Origin of the sequence: Hungatella sp. SL.1.14 (assembly GCF_024460495.1) — a bacterium.
In the GTDB taxonomy this organism is placed as follows: domain Bacteria; phylum Bacillota; class Clostridia; order Lachnospirales; family Lachnospiraceae; genus Hungatella; species Hungatella hathewayi.
This window is the reverse complement of record NZ_JANFYJ010000023.1, coordinates 40,707-66,550: the sequence shown is the minus strand read 5'-3', so window position 1 is coordinate 66,550 and position 25,844 is coordinate 40,707. Positions and strand designations below refer to the sequence as shown.

Sequence of the window (25,844 nt, the reverse complement as noted above, 5' to 3'; positions counted from 1 at the left end):
TTCCTTATATCAACCATATTTTTACTATACCCCATGTTTTTCCATCTGTCAATACAGAAAATCTTTTTTTTCGCATTTCATTGTCTATTATGTAGGTTTTCTTTCTTTTGTATCGGATTTTTTATTGCATATTATATTTATATTTTCTTTTCAATAAAAAACAATTGACAAACACTTTTCCCGGCGCCTATAATAGAATTAGCATTTTAAGAATATAGTTCCTATATAGGAACGAAAACTTTTCATTATATCAACAGAATATATCTTTTTCATGTTCTTTAGACAGGAGGTCATCATCATGACAACTTTTGATAAAATTCTGGCAGGCGGAATCATTACCATTATTCGAGGCCTGAGTCCGGATTGTGCGGAAAAGACGGTGGAAGCAATCCATGCAGGAGGTCTTCATCTGGCCGAGATCACCTTTGACCAGACAGCCCCGCCGAAGATCACAGCCGATATCATCCGCACTTTAAGCCGGCAATTCGAGGGGAAGGTTCTCATCGGCGCCGGCACCGTTATGACTCTCGAACAACTCCATGCCGCGTACAACGCAGGAGCCGCCTACATCATTTCACCCAATGCGGATTCTTCTGTTATCCGTGAGACAAAACGACTGGGACTTCTTTCCATGCCTGGCGCCTATACTGCTACAGAGGTGGCACGCTGCTATGCAGAAGGGGCCGACATTGTGAAGGTATTCCCCTCCGACTCTGCCGGTCCGGGTTACATAAAAGCACTTCGCGGCCCGCTGCATCACATTCCACTCGCCGCGGTCGGGGGTGTAAATCTGGATAATATCCGTGACTTCTTTGATGCAGGAGCCTGCTGTGTGGGAATCGGTTCTAATATTGTCAGCAAACAGGCCGTTCAGGCGGGAGATTTTGACAGAATCCGGCTGCTGGCGTCCGCTTATGCGGCAAAACTTTAATAAGAAAGTTGGTGTTTCCTTGTATTTCTTTTACTTTGACTCAGGCACTACTAACACGCGGGCCTGCCTCCTGAAAGACAGAACCATAATATGCCGCGGCGATATTCCAGTGGGTTCCCGTGATTCCGCCCTGCATCAGGACCGGACCGTTCTTATATCTGCGTTAAAACAGCTGTATGACCAGCTTCTTACTAAATCGGGAATCACAGATACACAAGTTGCAGAAATCTACATGTCCGGTATGATCTCAAGTCCTTCCGGATTGAAAGAAATCGAACATTTATCTACTCCCGTGGATTTTAAAAAATTAAAAAGCAGTATTGTCGTTTATTACGAAAGCCAGTTTTTTCAGAGAAACGTTCATATCATCCCCGGGATCAAGACGCTTCCCCAGGGAACGACTGCCTCTGTCGATACAGTGGTGAACGCCAATAACATGCGCGGAGAGGAAACAGAGCTGCTGGGAATTCTCCACCGCTGTCCCGGACTGGCCAGCGGCAGAAGCATTATCCTGCTTCCCGGTTCCCATACGCAGGCCGCATTTCTCCTTGACGGAACCATTGAAAACATTTCCTCCACCATAACAGGCGAGCTCTACCATGCCCTGGCCGGGCATACCATTCTTGGTTCCAGCATCAATGGGGAGAAATGCACGGAGCTGCTTCCGAACATGGTCTGTATGGGCTACGATATTGTCCACCGGTACGGCTTCAACCGTGCACTGTATGTCGTCCGCAGCATGGATTTATTCGCCGGCTCGACGCTGGCCGAACGCCGCTCCTACTTGGAAGGAGTCATTAACGGGGGCGTCATGGATGCCATCGTCTCAGTCACACAGGATAAACCGGCCACGATCGCCGTGGCCGGACCTCACATGCAGTATGAAATATTTTCCGCCTTTGCAGACAAACTGTTCCCACAGTTTAAGATTACAGAAGTGCCTGTCACTCCGTCATTCCCGTTTGCGGTAGAGGGATTTTTGAGTCTTATGGAACAATAAAAGGTGATGGAACATTCTGCTATATCAGCTGACGGGGAAAGAAAGGAAAACCGCACTGGATTTCTCAAATCCAGCGCGGTTTTCCTGCATAAAATATTTTATTCCTGTTCTACCCATCGTCTTAAACAGTTATAATACGCGCCCCTTCTTTCCTCAGCAGAATCTTTTCCGTTTCCTTAAACTCATGGTCCGTAATCACTCCCGTATAATCCGACAGTTTATTAATAAAATTCATCCCCTGCCGGTTGAATTTGGAATCATCGACCACCAGAAAGGACTGCTGGCACTGATGAGTCAGCTGGCGTTTTAAGAAAGCCTTATCGATGGTCGGCGTCAGAACGTGAAATTCCTCATTGATCGCGGCCGCGCCGAAAAATCCCATATCAAACCGGAAATTTTCCATCATCTGTGTCGCATAATAGCCGACGGCGCTTCCCGTCGATTTCTGAATATAGCCGCCGCAGATAAACAGCTCCACCCGGCTGTTCTTTAAAAGCAGGGCAACCTCCAGATCATTGGTAACAACCGTCATATTCTCATATTCCATGATATGCTTTGCAATCTCGTACGTAGTAGTTCCCGCATCCAGGAAAATCGTCGTCCCGCCGCGGATAAACTCTGCCGCTTTCCGGGCAATCATCTCCTTCTGGGTATGGTTGCTGACGCTTTTTACCGCGTAGTTTACCTCTGTCTTATTGACGGCGCCGCCATGACACCGCTCAATCAGCCCATCCTTCTGAAGTTTCTCCAAGTCCCTCCGGATCGTCATGGGGCTGACATCCAGCTTCCTCGCCAGTTCGTCCACCTGTACGCTGCCGTTATCCTGTATCATCCCTAAAATCTTCAACTGCCTTTCGGCCATTAACATCATAACTATGCCTCCTCATCACGACAAGCCTTCCCTGCTAAATAAAAAAGGCCCGCACCGGAATACCCGGCAGCGGAGCCTTTTTATCTGCACATGAATCCCATGTGTCTATCATATATGATTACAGGAAAATACTCAATATCAAAACTTCAACAAATCCTACCGCCCATGCAATGGTCGATGTGATGGAATACGTCATAATCTGGTCTTTTACTTCGCCTACTCCCAGTGTTCGGTTCACAACCCAGAAATAGCTGTCGTTGAAATAGCTGAAGAATAAAGAGCCCACGCAGCATGCCAGTGCGCCTAAGATCGGATTAACGCCGGCCGCAATGATAATCGGTGCGGAGATACTGGCCGCCGTCGTCATGGCTACTGTACCGGATCCCTGAATAAATCTCATTGCCGTGGAGATGATGAATGGAAGAACAACGATCGGAACCGCCGTTCCTGCCAGGCCTTCTGCCATATATGTACCGAGGCCGCTGTCTTTGATAATCTGGCCCAGGGCACCGCCGCCGCCAGTTACCAGCATGATGATGCCTGCAGAGGCCATTCCTCTTTCCATTTCCTTAATGGCTTCTTCTCTGGTTAAGTTTCTTCCAAGCGTAACAATCGCCACTACGAGTCCCAAGCCTACCGCTACGATCGGAGATCCAAGGAACTGGAATATCTCCATAAAACCGGTGGTAAGGCCAAGTGCACTGGATACCGTGCTGATCAGAATCAGAATGATTGGCAGTACCAGGGGTGCAAATGACTCAAGTGTGGAAGGAAGACCGCTGAAATCCGTTGTAAAATCTATGGAATAGTCCGGCTCCTGATAGGGAAGGCGGTCAAAGCCTTCGTCGTCGTTAGGAATCTGATAGATCTTTTTTCCAACCCATCTTGCGTAAATGGTACAGGCAATTGCCATCGGAATCGCAATCACGATACCAAACAGGAGGAATTTTCCCACATCGACTCCGAAAATACCGCAGACGCCCAACGGCCCCGGTGTCGGAGGTACCAGCGTATGGGTGATAACGAGACCTGCCGCCAGTGCGACTCCCAGTGAAATCACTGATTTTTTTGTTACCTTTGAGATTGCCTTTGCAATCGGGGCAAGAATAACGAAACCGGAATCACAGAAGATCGGGATCGATACAAGGAATCCGGTAATGCCAAGCGCCTCTTCCTCTCTTCCCTTCCCAAACAGCTTTAAAAAGGTCTGAGCCATTCGTTTCGCGGCGCCGGTCCGTTCAAATATCTGCCCCATCATGACACCGAAGCCGATAATAATACCGATACTTCCCAGCGTACCGCCAAATCCGGTTGTAATAGAATTGATAATGCCGAGTGTCTTGCCATTTTCCAGTGTTACATTTACCATCGGCATACCGCCCACCAGTCCGATGATAACCGCACTCATAATCAGTGCGAGAAATGCGTGGATCTTCGTCTTTAAGACCAGAACCACCAGTACGATAATACCGATCAACAGACCGATCAGCATCCTTTGCCCACTAAGTCCACCTACCATAAAATAAACCCTCCTTTAAAATAAATTAACTTTCTATTTCCATGCCCCCCGGACACGAAATACTGCTTTACTGCCGTCTCACAGCTTTCTGACCCTATTTTTTCGTGAAATTCGGCGAATATTTTGCTGCCAGTAAGATTGCCTCGATCATACTGACGGCGCTTACTTTGCCTGTACCTGCGATGTCAAATGCAGTTCCATGGTCGACGGAAGTTCTGAGGATCGGCATTCCGTTTGTGATGGCAATCGTCCTGTCAAAATCCAGTGTCTTTGTCGCAATATGGCCCTGATCGTGATAGAGGGAAAGTACACTGTTGAAGCGTCCCTGTGCCGCCTGATGGAAGACGGAATCGGCACCGATCGGTCCCGTTACCGGGTAGCCTTCCGCCTGCAGTTCCTCTATGGCCGGCATAATTTCCCGTACCTCCTCGTCACCGAACAGACCATGCTCGCCGCAGTGCGGGTTTAATCCGGCAATTGCCATGGTGCCTCCGGTTACGCCCAGCTTCTCGAGGGCTTCCAGACAGCGTTTTACGTAATCCTTAATTCTCTCCTTCGTGATCATATCGAGCATCTGACGCAGGGACACGTGTCTCGTTAAGAAGAATACGCGCATTCCATTGGTTTCGAACATGGTAAGAGGATCTTCCGTTCCTGTCAGCGCCCCGAAGATCTCGGTATGGCCGATAAAATGAATATCGCCTGCCTTTAACGCCTCTTTGTTGATCGGGGTGGTGGCCACCGCGTCCGCTTTCCCCTCATTGGCAAGACGAATGCTCTCAGCGATATACTCGTAAGCCGCTTTTCCGCACATTCCGCTCACTTTTCCGAATTCAAAGTGATCCATGTCGATATTGTCCAGGTCAATCAGATTTAAGATTCCCGGCTCATAGATCCCTTCTTCCGGTTCCTTCACCACGTTTACCTTTAACTCAGCTCCTGTAATCCTGACAGCCTGTTCCATGATTTTTTTGTCTCCGACAATAATGCATCTGGCTGCCTCCGTGACCTTGCTGTCCGCCAGGGCCATTGCCGTGATTTCCGGTCCGACACCCGCCGGATCTCCGATAGGAATTGCGATTAATGGTTTGTTCATAATTATTTCCTCCATTCTCTTTTTATGTTACATGTATAATTTTTCTTTCAGATATGTGATACAGCGATTGGCCGCGTCGCTTTCGCCCACCATTCCGCCCTTTGTGATGATATGCACGCCTTCGAAGTCTCCCTTTAGGAACTGGCCGTACGCCGCCAGCGGAAGGACTTCATCGAGAAGACATAAACCTGCTGTCTGGAATCTCCGGCATACAGAAACGGTGATATCTCCTCCGCTGCTGTATATCCCCTTAAATCCCTGGTGTGCAGTAAATACCCGGTGCGCAATCTCGGCAAAGGAATCGTTGATCGTTCCCGTCATATCATCCACACCGCCGGGGAAACGATCCTCATACTGTTTAAAATCAATCCTGTTTTCCGGATAAATGCCGTCGCCCGTCACAGTCAAAATATCATAAGCCCGGCTGGCCTCCAGCACCTCTTCCGTGATGCGGGTAATTTCCGCTTCCCGCTCCTCCCCGCTCTCCAGAAAACGTCTGGTGGCTGCAAATATATTATACGCAGTTCTCTGGGCCAGCCACAGTTCTTCCATCTGCTGCCTTGTCACCGGATTTACGCTGCCCACAACCGCCAAAATCTTCTTTTTCTCCTTCTTATCGGCCGGGACGATCAGCTTTCTCGCTATGGTGGCCGTGAAGACTCCCGGGTCCACAGCTACAAATTTCAGCTGGCTCGTGATCACGGCATCCGCTATCAGGTCTAAATCCTCCTGAGTCACACAGTCTGCCACAATGATCCTGCATCCGTCAGATACCAGTTCATTCATGCGGTCGGCCAGATAATGCTTCCCGTTCATCATGTCGTTCATCATGATGCTTCCAACGGGATACTTGCTCTGCTGTTCAAAGATCTGCCTCACGTCCGATACGGTAACCGGCGTCTTGGGATCCAGCGCCACCTCGGTCTTATGAAGGGGAAGCCCCTTAACCAGCATATAGCCCCCGATTACGATTCTTCCCGATGCCGGGAAACAGGGCGCCGCGATGGCTATGTAATCGTCTCCCAGCGCATCTAATATGGCGTCTGTCTCGCTTCCCACATTTCCCCGCATGGTACTGTCAATTCGCTTTGCATAGACCTTTACTCCGTCTTCCTTTAAGAGATTCGTTACATTGTAAACCCGGTTGTAGGCCAGGGAACTGCTCACTCCCCGGCTGTCCGTCGGATACATGACACAGTCGCAGCTGTCAAACAGAGACAGCTCCAGACGCTCGGAATTCATCACCGTATACGTCTGATAATTCATCTTTTTTAAAAGTACCCCCGTCGCATTTGCCCCCGTTAAATCATCTGCAACTACTATACACTGAGGCATGTTATGTTCCCCCTTTTCTTTTACCGCTTTCCATATCGTTCCTATACCACACATGTTCGTTTGTGTTATATTATATGTTCGTTCTAGTTCGTATACTACATCAATCTGTTGGATTTGTCAAGATTATTTTTGTTTTTTTCTGTTTGTTTTTCATTTTTAACTAGTACATAGATGTTTGTTTGTGTTCAGTTAGAGAAACAGGCTATTTTATTCTCCGGCATCCATCCGAAAATTTTTTTTACATTTTTTTGAAAATTAATATTGACATTTTCGATTTCATCTCATATACTGTAGCAAAGCAAAGCGATAAACCGATGAGCAGGAGTAAGTAAGATTTTTCTATCATGCGCAGAGAGCTTCCGGCTGGTGTAAGGAAGCATTGGTAATAAATCTGAATGGACTTGCGAGGGCGGCTTGAAACCGGTATTCCGTATAAGCGGTCCTGTCTGAGAAGGCAGGGAAGGCGTATACTGGCCGGAAGTAGATACCGACGGGTTTCCTATCCGTTACCAAGGGGAGGCACATGTTAGTGTGTTACAGAGCGGATGAATTTTTTTATTCATCAATCAGGGTGGTACCGCAGAAGAGAAATTATAGAGCTCCTGTCCCTCTTTATCCATAGTTTATGGGTAAGAGGGACAGGAGCTTTTTTGCTGTCACAGGAAAGTACCGCCAATAACGATCATTCACGAAAGGAGCGTTTACCAGTTATGAAACTCACACCAGACTGTACAGAAATTGAAGCACTCGCAGCAAAGTATCCCATCATTCCGGTATGCAGGGAAGTGTTCGCCGATATTGTAACGCCGATCACACTGCTGAGGAAAATCGCAGGTTTAAGCAGCCGCTACTGCCTGCTGGAAAGTATTGAGGGCGGTGAAAACTGGGGACGCTACTCGTTCCTCGGATATGATCCCATTCTCCGGGTTACCTGTAAAGACCGCGTGGTAACGATCCGCCGGGAACCAGCCGGCCCGGCCGAAAAAATCATAGAAACAGACCGGCCCTTCGACATACTCAGAGATATTTTAAAGGAATACCGCTCTCCAAAACTTAAGGGAATGCCCCCGTTTACAGGCGGTTTCATCGGATACTTCGCCTATGGCATGATTGGTTATGCCGAGCCGACGCTCAACATCAAAAAGGGAGAGTGCAGCGATTTCGACTTAATGCTGTTCGACACGGTGATCGCCTACGATCATTTAAAACAGAAGATCGATATCGTGGTCAACATGAAGACCGGGCAACGGGCGGAATGCATGGCAAATTACGGGGCCGCCTGCGCCAGACTGGAGAGCATCGCTCAGATGATCGCAAACCCTGCACCTCTGGAAAAATCGGTGGCGGACGACAAACCGGAATTCACCTGCAACGTCTCCAAAGAAACGTACTGCAGGATGGTGGAAAAGGCGAAAGAATACATTGTGGACGGAGATATCTTCCAGGCGGTCATTTCCAGACAGTTTTCCAGCGAGTACCACGGAAGCCTGCAAAACGCCTACCGGGTTCTACGAACCACCAATCCTTCTCCCTACATGGTTTACCTGCGTATGGATGATATGGAGATCATGAGCACCTCACCGGAGACCCTGGTTCGTTTGAAGGACGGACGGCTCACCACATTTCCGGTAGCCGGGTCCAGACCCAGAGGCGCAGCGCCAGAGGAAGACGACAGACTGGAAAAGGAGCTTCTGGCCGATGAAAAAGAGCTGGCCGAACACAACATGCTGGTCGACCTGGGACGAAACGATCTGGGAAAAATCTCAAAGTTCTCCACCGTGGAGGTCACCGGATACCAGATGATCCACAAATATTCCCGCATTATGCACATCTGCTCCCAGGTGGAGGGGGATATCTTAAACGGCTGCGATGCGTTTTCCGCCATTGAAGCGGTTCTCCCGGCAGGCACCTTATCCGGTGCGCCGAAGATCCGGGCGTGTGAAATCATCGAAGAGCTGGAACCGGTGCCGAGAGGCATCTACGGCGGAGCGCTGGGATACATCGATTTCACCGGCAACATGGATACCTGTATTGCGATCCGAATGGCAGTAAAAACCAATGGAAAGGTCTATGTTCAGGCTGGCGGCGGCATTGTGGCCGACAGCGTTCCGGAAAAAGAATATGAGGAATCAGCCAACAAGGCGAAAGCCGTAATTCACGCCATCGAGGCGGCAAGCGAGGTGAATGACTGATGATATTACTGATCGATAACTATGACAGCTTTTCTTACAATCTGGTCCAGCTTTTCGGCACGCTCTGTCTGGAGAACAGGATAAGTCTTACCCCCTCTCGTCCGGGGGAATCTGCCGGATCCGAGGCGGCCGGGCTGGAACCGGATATCAGGGTAATCCGAAACGACGCGATGACCACAGAAGATATCCGGAACCTTCATCCGGACCACATCATCCTCTCTCCCGGACCCGGATATCCAAAAGATGCCGGTGTCTGTGAGGATGTGGTCCGCCAGATGAAGGGAGAGGTTCCGATCCTGGGCGTGTGTCTCGGTCATCAGGGCATCTGTGAGGTATTCGGCGCCGAGATCGTTCATGCGGCTAAGCTGATGCACGGCAAGCAGAGCACCATCACCATTGACAACAGCGACCCCATTTTCCAGGATCTTCCGGAAAGGATTCCTGCGGCCAGATACCACTCTCTCATCGCCAGACGCAGTTCTCTCCCTGATTCTTTAAAAGTAATCGGTGAGGATGATATGGGAGAAATCATGGCGGTCCGCCATACCGATTATCCGGTCTACGGTCTCCAGTTTCATCCGGAATCGATACTGACTCCGGACGGCATGACGATACTCAGGAATTTTCTCAACATATAACAGGCAAACGAAAAACGAACAGCATTCATTCTTATAAATGGAGGTAACAGACTATGATACAGCAGGCAATTCACGATGTAATTGAAGGACAGGATTTAAGCTTTGAAGCGGCAAAAGAGGTGATGAACGAAATCATGAGCGGCGAGACGACTCCCGCACAGATGGCTGCATTTTTAACAGGACTTCGGATGAAAGGAGAGACCATCGATGAAATCACGGCATGTGCGACGGTCATGAGAGAAAAAGGGCTTAAGCTGGAACCGGATTTCGCAGTAATCGATATTGTAGGCACCGGCGGCGACGAGGCCGGCACCTTTAACATCTCCACCACCAGCGCATTCGTGGTAGCGGCAGGCGGGGTTCCGGTGGCAAAGCACGGAAACCGCAGCGTCTCCAGCAAGAGCGGAGCCGCCGATGTACTGGAAAACCTGGGTGTAAACTTAAAGCTTACGGTGGAACAGTCAGAACAGATTTTAAAAGACACGGGCATGTGCTTCATGTTCGCACAGTCCTACCACTCTTCCATGAAATATGCAGGGCCGGTCCGCAAGGAACTGGGAGTCCGCACCATTTTCAACATTCTGGGGCCTCTGGCCAATCCGGCCGGAGCCACCATGCAGCTTTTGGGCGTCTATGATGAGAAGCTGGTGGAGCCGCTGGCAAAAGTGCTCAGCAATCTGGGTGTCAACCGGGGACTGGTGGTCTGCGGCAACGACGGACTGGATGAAGCTACCGTCACCGGACCGACCCATGTATGCGAAATCCGTTTCGGAGAGCTGACCATGTACGAAATCACCCCGGAACAGTTCGGTTTCTCCCGCTGTGACTTATCAGAACTGGTAGGCGGAAATCCAGAAGAAAACGCCCGGATTACCAGGGATATCTTAACCGGAAAGCTCACCGGACCCAAGCGCGATATCGTGGTATTCAACTCCGCCTTAAGCCTCTATCTCGGAATTGACGACTGCACCATCGAAGACTGCATTGTTCTGGCAAACGATTTAATCGATTCCGGAAAGGCAGCCGCCAAGCTGGAGGAATTTGCAAAAGCAACAAATCAATACAACATTTCGTCTGCTGCCGGCGAAACCGGGAAGTCCCCCTCCCAGCCGTTTGGCGGAATGTAACAGGAGGCCGCCATGATTTTAGATACACTGGCTGCTTCCACCAGGAAACGGGTGGAGGCTGCAAAAGAAAAAATCCCCCTGGGGACCATGATGAACCTGGCCTCCCAGGCGTCAGAAGCCCGGCAAAATGGTGCGAAGGAAAGCGTATTTTCCTTTGAAAAGGCGTTAAAGGAGCCGGGAATGTCCTTCATCTGCGAGGTAAAGAAGGCATCCCCTTCCAAAGGCCTGATCGCCCCGGATTTCCCCTATGTCGATATCGCCAGGGATTACGAGGCCGCCGGAGCCGCCGCCATCTCCGTTCTCACCGAACCCGAGTATTTTCTGGGCAGCAGCGACTATCTGAGGGAAATCCGAGGGCACGTCTCTGTGCCCCTGCTTCGCAAGGATTTTACCATTGATCCCTACCAGATTTTCGAGGCAAAGGTCATCGGGGCTTCCGCAGTCCTGTTGATCTGCGCCCTCCTCGACACAGAGACGCTTCGCACCGGAATTCATTTGTGCGACAGCCTGGGAATGAGCGCACTGGTCGAAGCACACGATGAAGAGGAGATCAAATCCGCACTCCGGGCAGGCGCCCGGATCATCGGCGTCAACAACCGGAATTTAAAGACCTTTGAGGTGGATTTCTCCAACTCCATCCGCTTAAGGAACCTTGTGCCGGAAGGCGTACTCTTTATAGCGGAGAGCGGAGTAAAATCAGCGGAGGATATCCGGCTTCTCCATAACGCCGGGGTGGATGGCGTACTGATCGGTGAAACGCTGATGCGTTCCAGCAGCAAGAAACTCATTCTTGATTCCTGGAAACAGGCGTGTGAGTAATGTAAGAAATGCAGAAGGAGTCTGAATGATGAAGATAAAGATTTGCGGCCTGTCACGGCCGGAAGATATCGCGGCAGTAAATGAGTACCGACCCGACTACATCGGTTTCGTCTTTGCGCCCAGCAGGCGGAACGTGAGCGAGATGAGGGCCGCCGGACTGAAAAAGCTCCTGTCGCCGGAAATCATGGCTGTTGGCGTATTTGTCAACAGTCCCATAGAAGACATTGTGCGGATCGCCAGCCGGGGAATTATCGACGCAGTCCAGCTCCATGGAGATATGGATAGCTTTGAGACAGCACGGTATGCAGAGAATTTAAAGAAGGCGCTGGCCGCGACAGGGCTGGCCGCTTCCGTTCCCCTCATCCGGGCAGTGCGCGTAAAGGACAGAGACGATATCCAAAGGGCCGTAAGTTATCCGGCCGAATATCTGCTGTTTGATACCTTTGTCAAGGATCAGTACGGCGGAAGCGGGGTCCGTTTCGACTGGTCTTTAATTCCCCACATCGAAAAGCCGTGGTTTCTGGCCGGCGGACTCTCTGCCGCCACCATAAAAGAAGCATTGAAAACAGAGGCCTGCTGCCTCGACTTAAGCAGCGCAGCCGAGACCGACGGACGGAAAGACCCGAAGAAAATCCAGGAAATCATACAAACAGTAAGGAGTGCTTAATCATGTCAAAAGGAAGATTTGGACAGCACGGAGGACAATTTATCCCCGAAACGCTGATGAATGCAGTAAATGAGCTGGAGACAGCCTATGAAAAATACATCCACGACGAGTCATTTCTCGCCGAACTCGATGAGTTAAACCGCACCTATACGGGAAGACCGTCTCTTCTCTACTATGCTGCAAAGATGACCGAAGATCTGGGAGGCGCAAAAATCTATTTAAAAAGAGAAGATTTAAACCACACCGGTTCCCACAAGATCAACAATGCGCTGGGGCAGACGCTCCTCGCTAAGAAAATGGGCAAGACCCGGGTCATCGCTGAAACCGGCGCAGGCCAGCACGGCGTTGCAACCGCTACCGCCGCCGCACTCTTAGGGCTGGAGTGTGAGGTCTACATGGGAAAAGAGGACACAGACCGTCAGGCCTTAAACGTGTTCCGCATGGAGCTTTTAGGCGCCAGGGTTCATCCCGTCACCAGCGGTACGCAGACATTAAAGGATGCGGTCAATGAAACACTGCGCGAGTGGACGAACCGGGTGGAGGATACCCACTATGTACTGGGTTCCGTCATGGGCCCCCACCCGTTCCCCACGATCGTCCGCGATTTCCAGAGCATTATCGGCAGGGAAGTAAAATCCCAGCTTCTGGAGGCGGAAGGCAAACTTCCTGATATGCTGATCGCCTGTGTCGGCGGCGGCAGCAACGCCATGGGGCTCTTTTATGATTTCATCGATGAACCGGGTGTAAAGCTGGTGGGATGTGAAGCCGCCGGGCACGGCATCGATACGGATAAGAATGCCGCTACCATTGCCACCGGAAGCCTGGGAATCTTCCATGGCATGAAATCCTATTTCTGTCAGGATGAATACGGCCAGATCGCTCCGGTCTACTCCATTTCCGCAGGGCTGGATTATCCGGGAATCGGGCCGGAACACGCTTCCCTGCACGACTCCGGCCGGGCTCAGTACGTTCCTGTCACCGATGCCGAAGCCGTAGACGCGTTCGAGTACTTATCCAGAATGGAGGGAATCATCCCGGCCATCGAAAGCGCCCACGCAGTGGCTTATGCCAGAAAAATCGCTCCGGCCATGGGGAAAGATCAGGTAATCGTCATCAATCTCTCCGGCCGCGGAGACAAGGATGTGGCTGCAATCGCCAGATATAAGGGGGTAGAAATCTATGAGTAGAGTAAGAGATGCATTTGCAGATGGAAAAGCATTTATCCCGTTTGTCACTGCCGGTGATCCGGAGCTTGCCGTCACGGAAGAGCTGATCGTCGCCATGGCAGAGGCAGGCGCAGATTTAATTGAAATCGGAATCCCATTCTCTGATCCGGTAGCCGAGGGTATCGTCATACAGGAGGCAGACATACGGGCGCTGGCCTCCGGCACTACCACCGATAAGATTTTCGATATGGTGAAGCGGATCCGCGAAAAAACAGAGGTCCCGCTGGCATTTATGACGTATATCAATCCGATCTTTGTCTACGGAAGTGAGAAATTCATCCGCACAGCTGCTGAAACCGGCATCGACGCGTTGATTGTCCCGGATATGCCTTTTGAAGAGAAAGGCGAGCTCCTTCCCCTCTGCCGCCAGTACGGATTAGATCTGATTTCTCTCATTGCACCCACATCGAAAGAGAGAATCCACGCCATTGCGAAGGAGGCCGAAGGCTTCGTCTACTGTGTTTCCTCCATGGGTGTTACCGGAGTCAGAACAGAGATCACCACCAACATCGGAGAGATGGTTTCCTTAGTAAAAGAGGCACAATCCATTCCCTGCGCCATTGGCTTCGGAATCTCCACACCGGAGCAGGCAAAAAAGATGAGCGAACACGCCGACGGCGTTATTGTGGGAAGCGCAATTGTCCGAATGGTGGCTAAATATGGAAAAGACTGCGTTGAACCGGTCTGTCAGTACGTCAGAGAAATGAAGGCGGCTATCTCTTAAAAAGAAGACACCTTTGCAGTTTCTCTTCAGCAAAAAAGAAAGCGGAACCCATGCGGCCCGCTTTCTTTTTTGGGGATGATCATTTCTGAACCTATGGGGAAGTTCACCCCTCCTGCCTCTGCTCCAAAAGAATCCCAGCAATCTCCAGATCCGTTCTTCCAGTCTCTTCCGCCAGCAGATACAGCACTTTTTTAACGTAACCTTCCTCCAGCCCCAGCATGTCCGCAATCGCTGACGGATCAAGTCCTTTACCTGCCATATTACGGATAATCGTTACTTGTTCCGCTGCACGGCCCTCTTCTCTCCCTGCTGTACGGCCCTCTATTCTGCCCTCTATTCTGCCCTCTTCTCTCCCCGCCTTCATCGCACCCTCCCGTGCAATTGCCAGCTGCCTCTGCTCATCATATTCATATAGAATCAAATTGCACACCTCCGCTCTGTTCTTTTTCAGAATGTCCGCCAGGATCCCCTCTTCGATACAGGAATGAACAGCCTGCTTTACCGCCTCATCAAGAGCCATGCCTCTCTTCTCATTATTCCTTATCCGGCTTACAAACACCGCGTAGTCTTTCAGCCGCCTGCAGCGGTCCATCAGCTCTTTATTATGTCCATAATTAATATTAATCATGGTCGCTCTGCATTCGAGGCAGCCCTTTTCCTCCGGATTCTGACACAAAAATGCATCCGAAAGCCGAAGTTCGATCCGATCCGGTTCCTCTTTCGTCCCATTGTAAAAGACGATATATTGCGGCATCGGAAGACGGATCAGCTTTTCTCCATAGATGTCAAATCCGTTTCTGTCAATGTATTCCCGGTAAGTGTCTGCAAAATAATTCAGACCGCGAACAGGCATATTAGGATTAAAGCTGCTCTGATGCTCATATAAATTAAGCACATCCGATACCAGAAAAGATATATCATTCTTCATTCCCAGATAAATCACATCCGCGAGCGTGGTAATGATCAGATCATCCGGATTTGTATACTGTCTGCCGCTTACGGCGTTATACAAATCCAGCAGATCCTTTTTCTCCTGAAAGGCCAGTCGGAACAATCTGTCTTTATAGTTTCTGTTTAGTTTGATCTGCTGCATATTTCTACCTCCATTATAAATGGTTTTATCTGTAGTTGCAAGGAAAAGCACATTTTTATGTAAACTTATTTTTCACTATAGACAGACCTCCCCTCCGTAATTGCGGTTTTAATTGACTGAGAAATTGTGGCTGAAACGCCGTGATGATTTTTCATGGTGAATTCACATAAAGAAACGCCTGATATCCAGCCGCTGTGATACGGCCGAAACAGAAAACAGATCATTGCTTCACTCTTTTATTATAGCTCTAAAAAAATAAAAAACAAGACTCGGCTCCAGGTATCCAGGATAAACTTGTAAACTTACAAAATTATAAAAAGTTGCTTTCGTCAATAACTTTAGCCGGAATTTCGGTGTTTTCGTTTCGCCAGGGAGCCGGGGCCGGAGCGCTTCCCCCAGTTTCGGCGATTTTTGCAGGACGTCGGCAGCTCTTAGGTCGGAAGGATGCAAAAACAAGGGGAAAAATCTGACCTCAAAGTCAGATTTTTAGAGGACCTGAATCGAGAAGTCCTTCAGGAGTTCTCGATGAATGTCATCGGTACCCTTGTTTTTGTATCCTTCCGGCCTTAGAGATGCCCCGGCCGAAACCATGAGCCGAAACTGGGGGAAGCGCTCCGGCCCCGGCTCCCTGGCGGAACGAAAACACTGAAATCTCTCTCAGCCTCATGAGGAACCACAATTCTTAATAATTTTGTAAGTTTACAAGTTTATCCTGCCAGGTATCATAGCTGCTTTTAGAAAATATTAAGAAAATTATGCTCTGTTTTTTCCTTTCAATCTGTTATTCTCATAATACAGATAAATGGAAAAACCGGGAAAGGGGGATTTACCATGAAGCATACTGCACTCGTTACCATCCTTATGATATTCTGTCTCTCAACAACCGCCTGTGCTGCTGATCCGAATCATCCAACCAACGCCCAGTCCAGTATCTTTCATTCGCTGAACGTCACACATACGGACCGATCCATCATCGTGAAAGCGGATGCCTACGTCAACATCACCGACGCCGCATTTCTGACAATTGAAGTTTCTGATGAGGAATCCGTTTCCCTCACCTACACATTGACAAAAAATACCGGGGATATTACACTCTCCTGCCGAACTCCGGAAGATGAGACGATTCTCCTTGCGGATACCGAAGACAAGACTTACGGAGAGGAAACAGTCACTTTGAAGCCGGGCACTACCACATTTTTCCTTGCAGGTACGGACTCCTCCTTCAATGTATCTTTTTCAATCAAGGATATCGATATCTCAAAGGTTCAGGCGATCAACGGCAGTGCTCCGGAATTATAAGAACAGATTAAGAGGAGAAAGAACCGTTTTATGTGGTCTTTCCCCTCTTTTCTTTTGACATCGAATGACCCAGCTGCTTTTTATAAACACTGTAGAGATAATGCCAGTCAGAATATCCCACCAGTTCTGCAATCTCATAGATTTTCATATCCGTGTTAATGTACAGGCTTCTGGCCTTCTCCACCCGGAGTCGGGTGATATAGTCGATGAAATTGACGCCCATAACCTCCTTAAATATTCGGCTGAAATAATTCCGGCTGATTCCCACCTGATCCGCCACCGTCTGAAGTGACAGATCCTTATCTCCCAGATGATCCCGGATATAATCCAGGGCAGCCCGCATCTCCTGTTTCAAACTGCCGGTATCCGGACCACCGGCATAGAATATCCCCGTTTCACTTTCCCTTCCATTGTCCGCAGCCTCCGTGTATCCCTGACAGCAGTCAAACAGGCTGGCAGAGCTGCGGCTGATGCCGATGGAAAACTCCAGTCCGTAATACCTGCTCAAAAAGTCTGCCGCTGTCCGGATCAGCGCTTCCAGCCGTTCATAAAACTCCTGTCTTCCATCTTCCCGTGCCTCCCAGACAATCCACACGTACTCATCAAACTTATTGCACAGAAACTGGCAGTCCTTTTCGGAATCCAGCGCCTCGGACATGACATTGCAGACAGAAGCTCGAAGCAGTGAAACATCATTTTCGAAGATTTCCGCCATGCTTTTCCGGTACCGGATCAGCCGGAATACCACAACTGCATTTTTTCCCACCGGCTCCGGAAGTCCAAACGCGGCGGCCCGCTCTTCAAACCAGGTCCTTCCGATTCCAGCCGCGCTTATGAGATCCCGAAAAAACTGTTCTCTGTCTCTGGAAAGCCTCTTTCTGTCAGATTCCGCGATCCTGCTGCTGCTCTTTTCCCGCTGTTTCTGCAACGCCTTTTTGACCACCTCGATGATATCCGGCGGAAGCATGGCAGGCTTGAACAAATAGTCAAACGTGCCCAGCTTCATAGCCTGTCTCACAAGATCAAACTCATTATAGCTGCTCAGTATGATAACCTCCATAGAAAGCCCCCGCTTTCTTACCTCTGCCAGCAGTTCCAGGCCGTTCATACCAGGCATTTTGATATCCGTCATCAAAAGGTCAATCTCTTCCCTCTCTAAAATTCTCAGCGCCTCCAAGGCTCCTCTGGCACTGAAGACTTCTATACTGCTCCATTCGGCCCGAAGAATGTCTTCAATGGCTGTTCTGGAAAACATCTCGTCGTCAACAATTAAAATCTTCTCCATCTGCCTCCTCCGCCTTTTGGCAAACCGGTATTTCCACCGTCACTGCAGTTCCCTCTCCCGGCTTACTTTCCAGCTCCACACCGTAGTTGTCTCCATAGTTCAACCGGATTCTGTCCTGAATATTATGGAGCCCTACACCGGTAAGCTTATCGAAGCCCTCATACAGAAATCCCTGTCCATTATCCCGAATTTGAAACTGTACCCGATCTCCTAAAAGCCTTCCGGTTATCAGGATCCGGTTATCAATATTATCCTCTCCAAAGCCATGCTGCATGGCATTTTCCACCACCGGCTGAAGCAGCATTTTTAAGATCAGGCAATTCTCCAGCTTCGGATCGATATCAAACTTTATATGAACACTGCTACAGCACCGCCCTTCCTGGATGCACACGTAGTTTTTGATAAATTTTATTTCCTCTGGGATGAAAACGGGCATATCGATCTTTTTGCAACTGTACTCTAACATATTGACCAGGGCCACTATCATCCGCGCGATCTCCTCATTCCCCGCCCGCACCGCCATCCACTTCACGGTATTTAAGGTATTATACAGAAAATGGGAATTGATCTGGGAATTGAGAGCTGTCTGCTCCATGGTCAGCCGTTCTCTCTCTTTTACTATATTTTCATGCATCAGCTTATCCACCTCAGCCACCATGGTGTTAAAGCTTAAGGCCAGCTCAGATAAGTCTTTATCTTTCGGTGTCTCCACTTTTGTGGAAAAATCACCGCGGCTGACACGGCTCATGCTCCTTATTAAGCTGGTGACCGGTTTTACAATACCAGCTGACAGGCTTGAGGCGAGAAGAGCCGCGGACACCATACAGGCACCGACCACGGCCGCCCATACCTTACGGAACCGGTCCAGTTCCTGCTTAAGCATTCGTCCGCTGTTGATCTGAATAATCGAGAATCCGCTGTTTCCTACGCGGCGTTTCCGAATCGTACCGCTGTCTCTTCCATAGTCCAGATGAATGGAAAAGTTTCCGTCCTCCTCCACGCCTCCGTCGACTGCAGATAGAATCTGCGCCAGATTATACGCCCCCAGGGAAACGTCTGCCGCAGGAAGTCCCGCCATGGACTCCTTCGGCGCAAAGATTACCCGTCCTTCTTCATCCACGACAAACGCCATATCGCTGTCATCCATCTCCATACAGTCCATGGCCTCCCTGATCTTTTCATAGCTCAAATCAATCTGTACCAGCCCGATGACGCTGTTTCCCGTATATCGGTTTAAATACGTTACGATACTGACCACCAGAGGATCCGCTGCTCCGGGGTTCAAGTATTTGTAAGCGGCCGGATGCGTTGGTACGGTAATACTTTCGCCTGGCTGGTCTTCCCGAATCTTCGTCCAGTCATTTTCGGCATATTCACGTTTATTCCAGCCAGCATTGGACGAATAGGCGCCTCCGTCAAACGCCAGCAGATAGATGTGATCGATGGAATTATTGGCAATCCGGATGTTCGACAGCGTGCCGTTTATATTGCGCATCAGGTTTAAGCGCTCATAGGCATTCATCTCTGTATAGCCGGAAAACAGGTCGGAGGTAACAGAAAGTCCCAGAACCTGGTTCAGCACCACCTCACTCTGCTTGACGATATCCTGCATCTTCGCCTCCATCAGCCTCAAGGTGTTCTCCTGATACGTCCAGGTCTTATCCTGGTAGAAGTCCTTCACATTCCTGTAGTAAACTACCGCCAGTATCAGCCCCGGAATCAGCGACATCAGTACCATGGCAAGCGTAAATCTCACCTTCAGCGAACTCCTGTTTCCCTTCTCTCTCATCCTTATCCCCCGTTGTTAAAACCAAAATATCCTTTCGTTAGTACGATATTCCGAAAGCTCCATACAGAATACTTCCGGCTTCATCCTGTATTCCTTCTCTATTAATCCCTGAATCTTATCATAATCTCGTTCCCCGCCATATCTGTCCGATGTGGAGATTCCCACCAGTCTCCCCCTCTTCATCTCCAGAATACAGTTAAAATACAGCGTCCTGTTGTCCGTAATCCACAACAGATATACATGATCTCCATCTTTATCCCCCAAAAGCCGTCTCAACGATTCAAAATACCATCGCTCGCCCGTTTCCTTTCTCCGCACTGCAGTCATTCCAGCCGTATGCCCGAAGATACCATAGATTTTAGATATTGCCTCGTCAATATCGAGACGATACAGCTCCGCTTTCTGGCTTTCTGCGTAACACTGCCGCAGACCCTCCAGCGTATAAATCCTGATTTCCATAATATCATAAAAATCCCGAAAAATCCGCTCCGTATTTAATTCTTCTCCTTCCATATACTGGGAAAGATCGAGAAACGGGCAGCCAGCTTCACTCTCACACACTGCGGCTGTCCCCCTGCTGCACTTAACAGCCCGGTACAAACCGGAAGACAGCCTTCTGACATGCAGGACCTGTCCTTGCCCGGATAAAGGCTGAAGGATTTCTCCCAGATGAGTCCAGAGCTCCGGATCCAAATATTCCACTTTTAAACCACTGTCTATCATACATTCTCCTCCACATACAAAATAGCCACAGTATAAGCGGGGATCTGTACAGTTATGCCGTTTTTCTCCATGTTTATTTTCACAGGCCCCTGCAGCACTGAAAAGCGGCGCCTTTCCGCACTGGCATTCAACGCCCCCGCCGTCTGCAGCGGTGATTTCGAACCTCGCGGCAGTCGCCAAATGGATTCGCTAATGTGTTCATTTGGCTCGTCGCTAACGGAAATAAATGCCGTTTTCTCTTTTCCGGAAAGATTGGCTGTATAAAGCAGATGATCTCTGCTATTCTCTCTCCGGTGAACGGCCAGCTCGATCTCCGGATCCCCACAGCCGTATTCTCTGCTCCGCCTTAAATGCTCCCAGAAACCGGCACCGATCTCTCCCGGCTCTTTTGCAAACAGAATTCCGGAGTCCTCCCCCTCTTCCACCATGTGTTTCAGTATTTCACAGGCTTTTAAGGTTCTGTCGTACCTGGGAATGACTGGCCCCAGAATTACCTTCTTTCCCGGCATACTGGCAAAATCCGCCAGGCGCTTTTGCGTCTTCGCATCCATGATATCCCCCGATGCCGCCGCAATCACATCGTATTGGAGCCATCTGCCATAATCCAGATATTCATCAGAATAATCATAGATTTCATGTTCTTCGTCGAAGCGCTTCGCCAGTCCTTTTACCCATGCATCATCCCAGTAATTTAATTCCCTGTCCAGATAATATTCCGGTTCCCCCTCCGGCAGAAACAACGCCGCTGGAATATCCGGCCCCTTGATAAAACAATTTGACGAGAATGTATTACAATCCATCACGGAATGGAGAGCCTTCAGCCTCCCCATATCGTAATTTTTTAAAATCAGCACGCGGGGAGAGCGGTTAAAATGATATATTTCATGATCTTTCAACAGTCTCAGCAGATCCGAGAACATCTCGTAATACGGCTTCCTGATTCTTCCGTCGTTAGTCACAGGACAGCCAGTCCACCGGTCCCGCTCCGCCAGCATATAAAAATTCACCCCCTTTAAACCATTCATCACAGAATACAGGTATCCGAACCGCTCTTCCTCTGCGGTCAGAAGCATTTCCCGGTCAAACCAGGAGCCGGAACCAAATTCCGGCACGAACGGAAAACGGCTGCTGCCGGCCAGATACCGAATTCTCTCCTTCAGCATGGCCGCATCTCCCGGCTCCGGATAGGCATCGATCCCAGCCACCATAAGGCCTGGTATCTCCTCATCTCTCTGAACCGAGACAGGCGTATAGTTCTGATATGCGCAGTTATGGAAAATCGGTACCGGAAGCTCCAGGCGGTTTATGATGTCCACCAGCCGCCCCAGAGCAGCGAGAATCTGATACTCCTTAAATTCTACCCAGTCCAGATAATAGCAGAGCGACGAAAAATCGCCTTCTTCAAAGCCGCAGGGCGGTTCTGTTTCCTGAAATCCGCTGTAATTTCTGTGATACCTCTCGTTCATGGCCGCCACGGTACCGTATCGCTCCACCAGGAATTTATGATACTGTGCCTTCGAGCAGTCCGAGTAATCCATAATATACGGCCTGTCCCGGAAGAAGTTGCACGTCTCGTTATCCGCCTGGATCAGGCAGATACAGCCGCTGCCGCCGCAGTGCCGCTGCAGAATCGGCTTCAGTTTCTGAAAATAAATCTCTGTCTTCTCATACAGCTTGTCACTTGCATAGGAAGGAATAGGAAAGGGACCTGTGGCATAGGGATACAAAACCGTGGTTCCCCATGGATTTTTCGCCTGAATCTCCTCATCCATCAGAATCCACTCTGGATATCCGAAACCGGTCATCTCTGCATTGATATGAGGCCCTGGGCGAACGATGACGGCCAGGTTCATTTCCTCGCAGAGGGTTAAAAACAGGTCCAGATCTTTCTCTTCCTCAATCTCTCCAAAATCATACTTTCCTTCCTCATATTCATGAACCGACCACGGAATATACGTTTCCACGATCTCAAAACCCATGCCCCTGATCTGTGACAGAACAAGCCGCCAGTCCTTCTTCTTCGTCCTCCAGTAATGTATCGAGCCACTGTACAGAGGCCTTTCCACTCCGTTTATCCGGATTCCGTCATGTGTGAATTTCACCATGTTATTTCCTCCTCCGGCGCTTCCTTTCCGGACGCGCCTAACCCTTGACTGCTCCCGCTGTCATACCCGCTATCACCTGTTTCTGGAACAGCAGATACATAAAGACTACCGGAACGATCGAGATGACGAAACCGGCGCAGAGGAGACCGTACTGTGTCACGTAAGATCCCTTCAACGCGGAGATTGTCATGGAAAGTGTCTTTCTGGCAGGTGTTGAGATCAGCACCAGCCCCAGAAGCAGATCGTTCCAGCAGTTTAAAAATGTGATGGTAGCCACCGTGGCGATTCCCGGTTTCGCTACCGGAAACACAATGTGAAAGAAGATTCCCGCCCGACCGCACCCGTCGATCGTAGCCGCCTCATCCAGCTCCCTGGGGATCCCCTCCATGAACCCGTTCATAATAAACATGGCAAAAGAGATGTTCACCGCCGTGTATACGATCATCAGGCCGGACAGATGGTCGATCAGATGAAGCCTTTTAAAGATCAGTACGGACGGAATCAATAGCGCATGCACCGGAATCATGATTCCCAGAGAAAAATACACGGACAGCAGTCTGCTCTTTGTAACCCTTGTGAGAATATAGCTGGCCATGGACGTAATTACGGTAAGCACCGCCAGCGTTATCAGGCAGACGAGAATACTGTTTACAAAACTCCGGCCGACTCTGGCTCCTTTCCACGCCTCCGCGTAGTTTGACCACACCGCCGTCTTCGGAAGACCGAAGGAATTGCTGTAAATCTCATTGTTATCCTTGAGCGAGGAAAAGACCACCCATATAAAAGGGTAAAGCGCTGCCACCGCCGATATGCTCATGATGGCATAGCACAAAACAGCGGTAACCCTGTATTTCAGAGATCGTTTTAAAAATCGTTCCACAAGCCTCACCCCTTCTTTCTGTCTGCAAACCAGTTAAACAGTATGGTAACCGTTAAGGACACCGTCACAATGGTAATCGTCACCGCGCTTCCGAGGCCAAAATCAGAATTCACAAAGGCTGATTTATACATGAATACCCCCAGATATGCGGAGCGCACTCCCGGCCCGCCTCCGGTCATGATCCAGGAATGATCGAATGCCTTTAACGATCCGGTCAGACACAGGAGGATGCAGATATTCATAAATCCGGTGATCTGCGGCAGGATGACGTGGAAGAATGACTGTAATTTCCCGGCTCCGTCGATCTGCGCGCTCTCGATTAAATCCTCCGGTACTGATTGAAGTGCTCCTAAAAATATGGTTACATAAAGGCCTATGTACTGCCATACCTGCGGCGCCATCACCGCATATAACAGTGTACGCGGATTGGACAGCCAGTTCGTCGCAAATCTCCCCAGACCGACCGCAGTCAGGATTTTATTGAAAATACCGATTTCGCTGTTATAAAACAGGGAAAACATCAAACCGATGGCAACCGGTGCGATAACCACCGGAAGAAAATAGATGGTGCGGAAGATCTTCATCCCCTTCGTCCAGCTGTATAAGAGGTAAGCCAGAAGAATTCCTGCTCCAATCTGGATGATGAGAGAGATCACAGTAAGCTTTACCGTGTTGGAAAATGTGAGCCAGTAGTCGCTGTCCGCCGCAAGCTCCCTGTAATTGGCAAGTCCTGCAAAGACCTTCGCAGAAACGCCGTTCCAGGTCGTCAGACTGTACCAAAATGTGAGAATCAGCGGCAGGAACAGAAAGACCGTGTAGATTAAAAATGCCGGTGCCAGGAACATTACAGTAACCGGCAGATTATGATATTTTTTCAAGTATTTTCTTTTCATGCGATCACCTTAAAACGGGGCCGTTCCTTTCGTCCCGGAACAGCCCCATTATTTCCCCGTTTACTTATTATTCTTGTCCAAAACCGCCTGTACTTTGTCAATCAGCTCCTGCGGCGTCAGCGCTTTGATAAAGAACTCGTCTAAGCTGGAATCCATCATATTAACGGCATCCTGATCGGGCATGGTTGTATAGTGGACGGAAATCAGCTTTTTATCCTGGGCATATTCCATCATTTTCTTAAAGATAAGCTTCTGGCTGTCCATGTCAATTTCAATATTCTTTGCCGGAATCATGCCGCTCTTCGTCAGTTCTGCGGATAATTCATCAGAAGCCAGGAAATCGCAGAGCTTCACCATGGCATCATGCTTTGCCGCATCCTCAAAGGAAGCCTTATTAATTTCAAATCCGTATACCGTAAATCCGGTCATGATACCGGCCGGATCGATATCCGCGTCAGGGAGCATGGGCAAGGGTACGATCTCACTGGCTTCCTGAATCTCTTCCGGTATGGACTCAAACATCCATGGATACGTATAGGTCATAGCTGCCTTCCTGTCGGTATAAAGCTGAAGGCTCGCAGCCCATCCCCCATTTGCCACCGTATCCGCAGGAAACATCTTCTGATCGATCATATCCTTTATATTGTTCGCTACCTTAAGCGCATTCCCGGTATTGAAGGTCCTGGTCGCGGCCAGCTCCTCCAGCTCCTTTGCCGCCCCGTCATACTGGCCGTACAGTTCACTGAAAAAGAATTCAGATGGTGTTCCGCCGTTGCTGCCGATCGCGATTGGGATTATGCCCTTTTCGTTAAAAGTCTTTGCTGTCTTTAAAAGCTCCTCATAAGTCTTTGGAATGTCCAGACCGTTCTCTTCAAACAGCTGTTTATTAGCCAGGAAAATCCCCCTGGTAGATTCAATCGGGATTCCGTAGGTCTTTCCGTCGGAAGCCGTATAATATCCGAAGGAGGTCGGTTCAAATCCGTCTCTCTTTACATGATCCGACGCGTTAAAGTACTCTTCCACATCGAGCAGCAGTCCCGCTTCCACCATATCGGTCATCATCGCACCGCCCCAATAGGTAAACACATCCGGCAGATCACCGGAAGCTGTCTGTGTCTTAATCTTTGTCTTATAGTCTTCTGTGCTGTAAGTCTCCAGAGTAATATCCATCGTATCGGCATTCGCTTCCTGAAATTCCTGAAACTTCGGATAGAAATAGTGATACTTGGAGTCCCCCTCACCCCAGTTTGTTGCAAGAACCAGTGATACCTTCTTCTTTGGCGCGGCACTCTCTTTCCCCGCTTCCGAAGCCTGTTCCTTTCCTGTTTCTCCGGTCTGCACCTCCTTTGTGTCCTGAACCGCCGTCTCCTGGACCTTTGTTTCCTGAGTCTTTCCACCGCAGGCTGTTAGGCCCACGCACATTGTTCCGGCAAGAATCAGGGCTGCCGCTTTACAGATACTTTTCCTCATAGTATAAGTCCTCCTCCTTATAGTAGCATCATTCTATTTGAACCTGCGCAGGTATTTCTGATGGTTTTATTATAGGGGAATAAAGGGCGGAAATAAATAGGAATAAATTATGGGAAATGTTATAAATTATTACACTGTTTACATAAATAATATTATAGCCGC

The 25,844-nt window shown here is 49.4% G+C and carries 22 protein-coding genes and 1 other annotated feature; of the genes, 10 read left to right on the top strand and 12 right to left on the bottom strand.

The window, feature by feature from the left end; genetic code table 11:
* The first annotated feature begins 298 nt into the window (after nucleotides 1-298).
* On the top strand, nucleotides 299-931 hold the full coding sequence (locus NE473_RS22265) for a bifunctional 4-hydroxy-2-oxoglutarate aldolase/2-dehydro-3-deoxy-phosphogluconate aldolase (protein ID WP_055650938.1): 633 nt from the start codon (nucleotides 299-301) through the stop codon (nucleotides 929-931).
* Nucleotides 816-1,931 carry a 2-dehydro-3-deoxygalactonokinase gene (locus NE473_RS22260; protein WP_081034940.1) on the top strand — a complete coding sequence of 372 codons (1,116 nt, stop codon included), beginning with the start codon at nucleotides 816-818 and terminating at the stop codon, nucleotides 1,929-1,931. Before NE473_RS22265 ends, NE473_RS22260 begins: the two co-directional genes overlap by 116 nt.
* A gap of 121 nt (nucleotides 1,932-2,052) precedes the next feature.
* On the opposite strand, the gene NE473_RS22255 is transcribed toward NE473_RS22260, so the two are convergent.
* The 4 genes from NE473_RS22255 to NE473_RS22240 form a co-directional block, all read right to left on the bottom strand.
* Nucleotides 2,053-2,802, bottom strand: coding sequence for a DeoR/GlpR family DNA-binding transcription regulator (locus tag NE473_RS22255; protein WP_006773388.1), 750 nt, complete (start codon nucleotides 2,800-2,802; stop codon nucleotides 2,053-2,055).
* 118 nt (nucleotides 2,803-2,920) lie between these two features.
* The gene (locus tag NE473_RS22250) at nucleotides 2,921-4,321 is read right to left on the bottom strand and encodes a GntP family permease (protein ID WP_022030077.1); all 1,401 of its coding nucleotides are present in this window, start codon (nucleotides 4,319-4,321) and stop codon (nucleotides 2,921-2,923) included.
* Nucleotides 4,322-4,415: 94 nt separating this feature from the next.
* Nucleotides 4,416-5,417: a 4-hydroxythreonine-4-phosphate dehydrogenase PdxA gene (pdxA, locus tag NE473_RS22245; protein WP_022030078.1), complete on the bottom strand. Its 1,002-nt coding sequence runs from the start codon at nucleotides 5,415-5,417 to the stop codon at nucleotides 4,416-4,418.
* Nucleotides 5,418-5,444: 27 nt separating this feature from the next.
* On the bottom strand, nucleotides 5,445-6,752 hold the full coding sequence (locus NE473_RS22240) for a four-carbon acid sugar kinase family protein (RefSeq protein ID WP_022030079.1): 1,308 nt from the start codon (nucleotides 6,750-6,752) through the stop codon (nucleotides 5,445-5,447).
* Between the two features lie 305 nt (nucleotides 6,753-7,057).
* Nucleotides 7,058-7,365: a binding site (T-box leader), on the top strand.
* A 97-nt stretch (nucleotides 7,366-7,462) separates the two neighbouring features.
* Here NE473_RS22240 and NE473_RS22235 point away from each other — a divergent pair.
* Genes NE473_RS22235 through trpA form a run of 7 tightly spaced genes read left to right on the top strand, consistent with a single transcriptional unit; the run spans nucleotide 7,463 to nucleotide 14,145 of the window.
* On the top strand, nucleotides 7,463-8,944 hold the full coding sequence (locus tag NE473_RS22235) for an anthranilate synthase component I family protein (protein ID WP_055650940.1): 1,482 nt from the start codon (nucleotides 7,463-7,465) through the stop codon (nucleotides 8,942-8,944).
* Entirely contained in the window at nucleotides 8,944-9,582 is a 639-nt protein-coding gene (locus NE473_RS22230; protein ID WP_006777178.1) for an anthranilate synthase component II, read from the top strand. Before NE473_RS22235 ends, NE473_RS22230 begins: the two co-directional genes overlap by 1 nt.
* Nucleotides 9,583-9,635: 53 nt before the next feature.
* The gene (trpD, locus tag NE473_RS22225) at nucleotides 9,636-10,709 is read left to right on the top strand and encodes an anthranilate phosphoribosyltransferase (protein ID WP_055650941.1); all 1,074 of its coding nucleotides are present in this window, start codon (nucleotides 9,636-9,638) and stop codon (nucleotides 10,707-10,709) included.
* A 12-nt stretch (nucleotides 10,710-10,721) separates the two neighbouring features.
* On the top strand, nucleotides 10,722-11,528 hold the full coding sequence (trpC, locus tag NE473_RS22220; RefSeq protein ID WP_055650942.1) for an indole-3-glycerol phosphate synthase TrpC: 807 nt from the start codon (nucleotides 10,722-10,724) through the stop codon (nucleotides 11,526-11,528).
* A gap of 25 nt (nucleotides 11,529-11,553) precedes the next feature.
* Nucleotides 11,554-12,195: a phosphoribosylanthranilate isomerase gene (locus NE473_RS22215; protein WP_055650943.1), complete on the top strand. Its 642-nt coding sequence runs from the start codon at nucleotides 11,554-11,556 to the stop codon at nucleotides 12,193-12,195.
* Between the two features lie 2 nt (nucleotides 12,196-12,197).
* On the top strand, nucleotides 12,198-13,382 hold the full coding sequence (trpB, locus tag NE473_RS22210; protein WP_055650944.1) for a tryptophan synthase subunit beta: 1,185 nt from the start codon (nucleotides 12,198-12,200) through the stop codon (nucleotides 13,380-13,382).
* Nucleotides 13,375-14,145 carry a tryptophan synthase subunit alpha gene (trpA, locus tag NE473_RS22205; protein WP_022030084.1) on the top strand — a complete coding sequence of 257 codons (771 nt, stop codon included), beginning with the start codon at nucleotides 13,375-13,377 and terminating at the stop codon, nucleotides 14,143-14,145. Before trpB ends, trpA begins: the two co-directional genes overlap by 8 nt.
* Nucleotides 14,146-14,248: 103 nt before the next feature.
* Here trpA and NE473_RS22200 read toward each other — a convergent pair whose 3' ends face one another.
* A complete protein-coding gene (locus NE473_RS22200) occupies nucleotides 14,249-15,238 on the bottom strand; it encodes an RpnC/YadD family protein (protein WP_055650945.1) in 990 nt (329 codons plus the stop codon).
* Between the two features lie 831 nt (nucleotides 15,239-16,069).
* Here NE473_RS22200 and NE473_RS22195 point away from each other — a divergent pair.
* Nucleotides 16,070-16,537: a hypothetical protein gene (locus NE473_RS22195; RefSeq protein WP_055650946.1), complete on the top strand. Its 468-nt coding sequence runs from the start codon at nucleotides 16,070-16,072 to the stop codon at nucleotides 16,535-16,537.
* A 28-nt stretch (nucleotides 16,538-16,565) separates the two neighbouring features.
* Here the strand turns inward: NE473_RS22195 and NE473_RS22190 are convergent, their stop codons facing one another.
* From NE473_RS22190 to NE473_RS22160, 7 genes are read right to left on the bottom strand one after another with little or no spacing between them, the layout of a single operon-like run.
* Nucleotides 16,566-17,822, bottom strand: coding sequence for a response regulator (locus NE473_RS22190; protein WP_055650947.1), 1,257 nt, complete (start codon nucleotides 17,820-17,822; stop codon nucleotides 16,566-16,568).
* Nucleotides 17,800-19,611: a cache domain-containing sensor histidine kinase gene (locus NE473_RS22185; RefSeq protein WP_006775718.1), complete on the bottom strand. Its 1,812-nt coding sequence runs from the start codon at nucleotides 19,609-19,611 to the stop codon at nucleotides 17,800-17,802. The genes NE473_RS22190 and NE473_RS22185 overlap by 23 nt, the downstream gene beginning before the upstream one ends.
* A gap of 15 nt (nucleotides 19,612-19,626) precedes the next feature.
* Nucleotides 19,627-20,334 (bottom strand): hypothetical protein, encoded by a 708-nt coding sequence (locus NE473_RS22180; RefSeq protein ID WP_006775717.1) that lies wholly within the window; start codon nucleotides 20,332-20,334, stop codon nucleotides 19,627-19,629.
* A complete protein-coding gene (locus NE473_RS22175; RefSeq protein WP_055650948.1) occupies nucleotides 20,331-22,439 on the bottom strand; it encodes a beta-galactosidase in 2,109 nt (702 codons plus the stop codon). The genes NE473_RS22180 and NE473_RS22175 overlap by 4 nt, the downstream gene beginning before the upstream one ends.
* 37 nt (nucleotides 22,440-22,476) lie before the next feature.
* Nucleotides 22,477-23,319: a carbohydrate ABC transporter permease gene (locus NE473_RS22170; RefSeq protein ID WP_050797844.1), complete on the bottom strand. Its 843-nt coding sequence runs from the start codon at nucleotides 23,317-23,319 to the stop codon at nucleotides 22,477-22,479.
* A 5-nt stretch (nucleotides 23,320-23,324) separates the two neighbouring features.
* Nucleotides 23,325-24,212 carry a carbohydrate ABC transporter permease gene (locus NE473_RS22165; protein ID WP_055650949.1) on the bottom strand — a complete coding sequence of 296 codons (888 nt, stop codon included), beginning with the start codon at nucleotides 24,210-24,212 and terminating at the stop codon, nucleotides 23,325-23,327.
* A 60-nt stretch (nucleotides 24,213-24,272) separates the two neighbouring features.
* A complete protein-coding gene (locus NE473_RS22160) occupies nucleotides 24,273-25,682 on the bottom strand; it encodes an ABC transporter substrate-binding protein (RefSeq protein WP_055650950.1) in 1,410 nt (469 codons plus the stop codon).
* Between the last annotated feature and the right edge of the window lie 162 nt (nucleotides 25,683-25,844).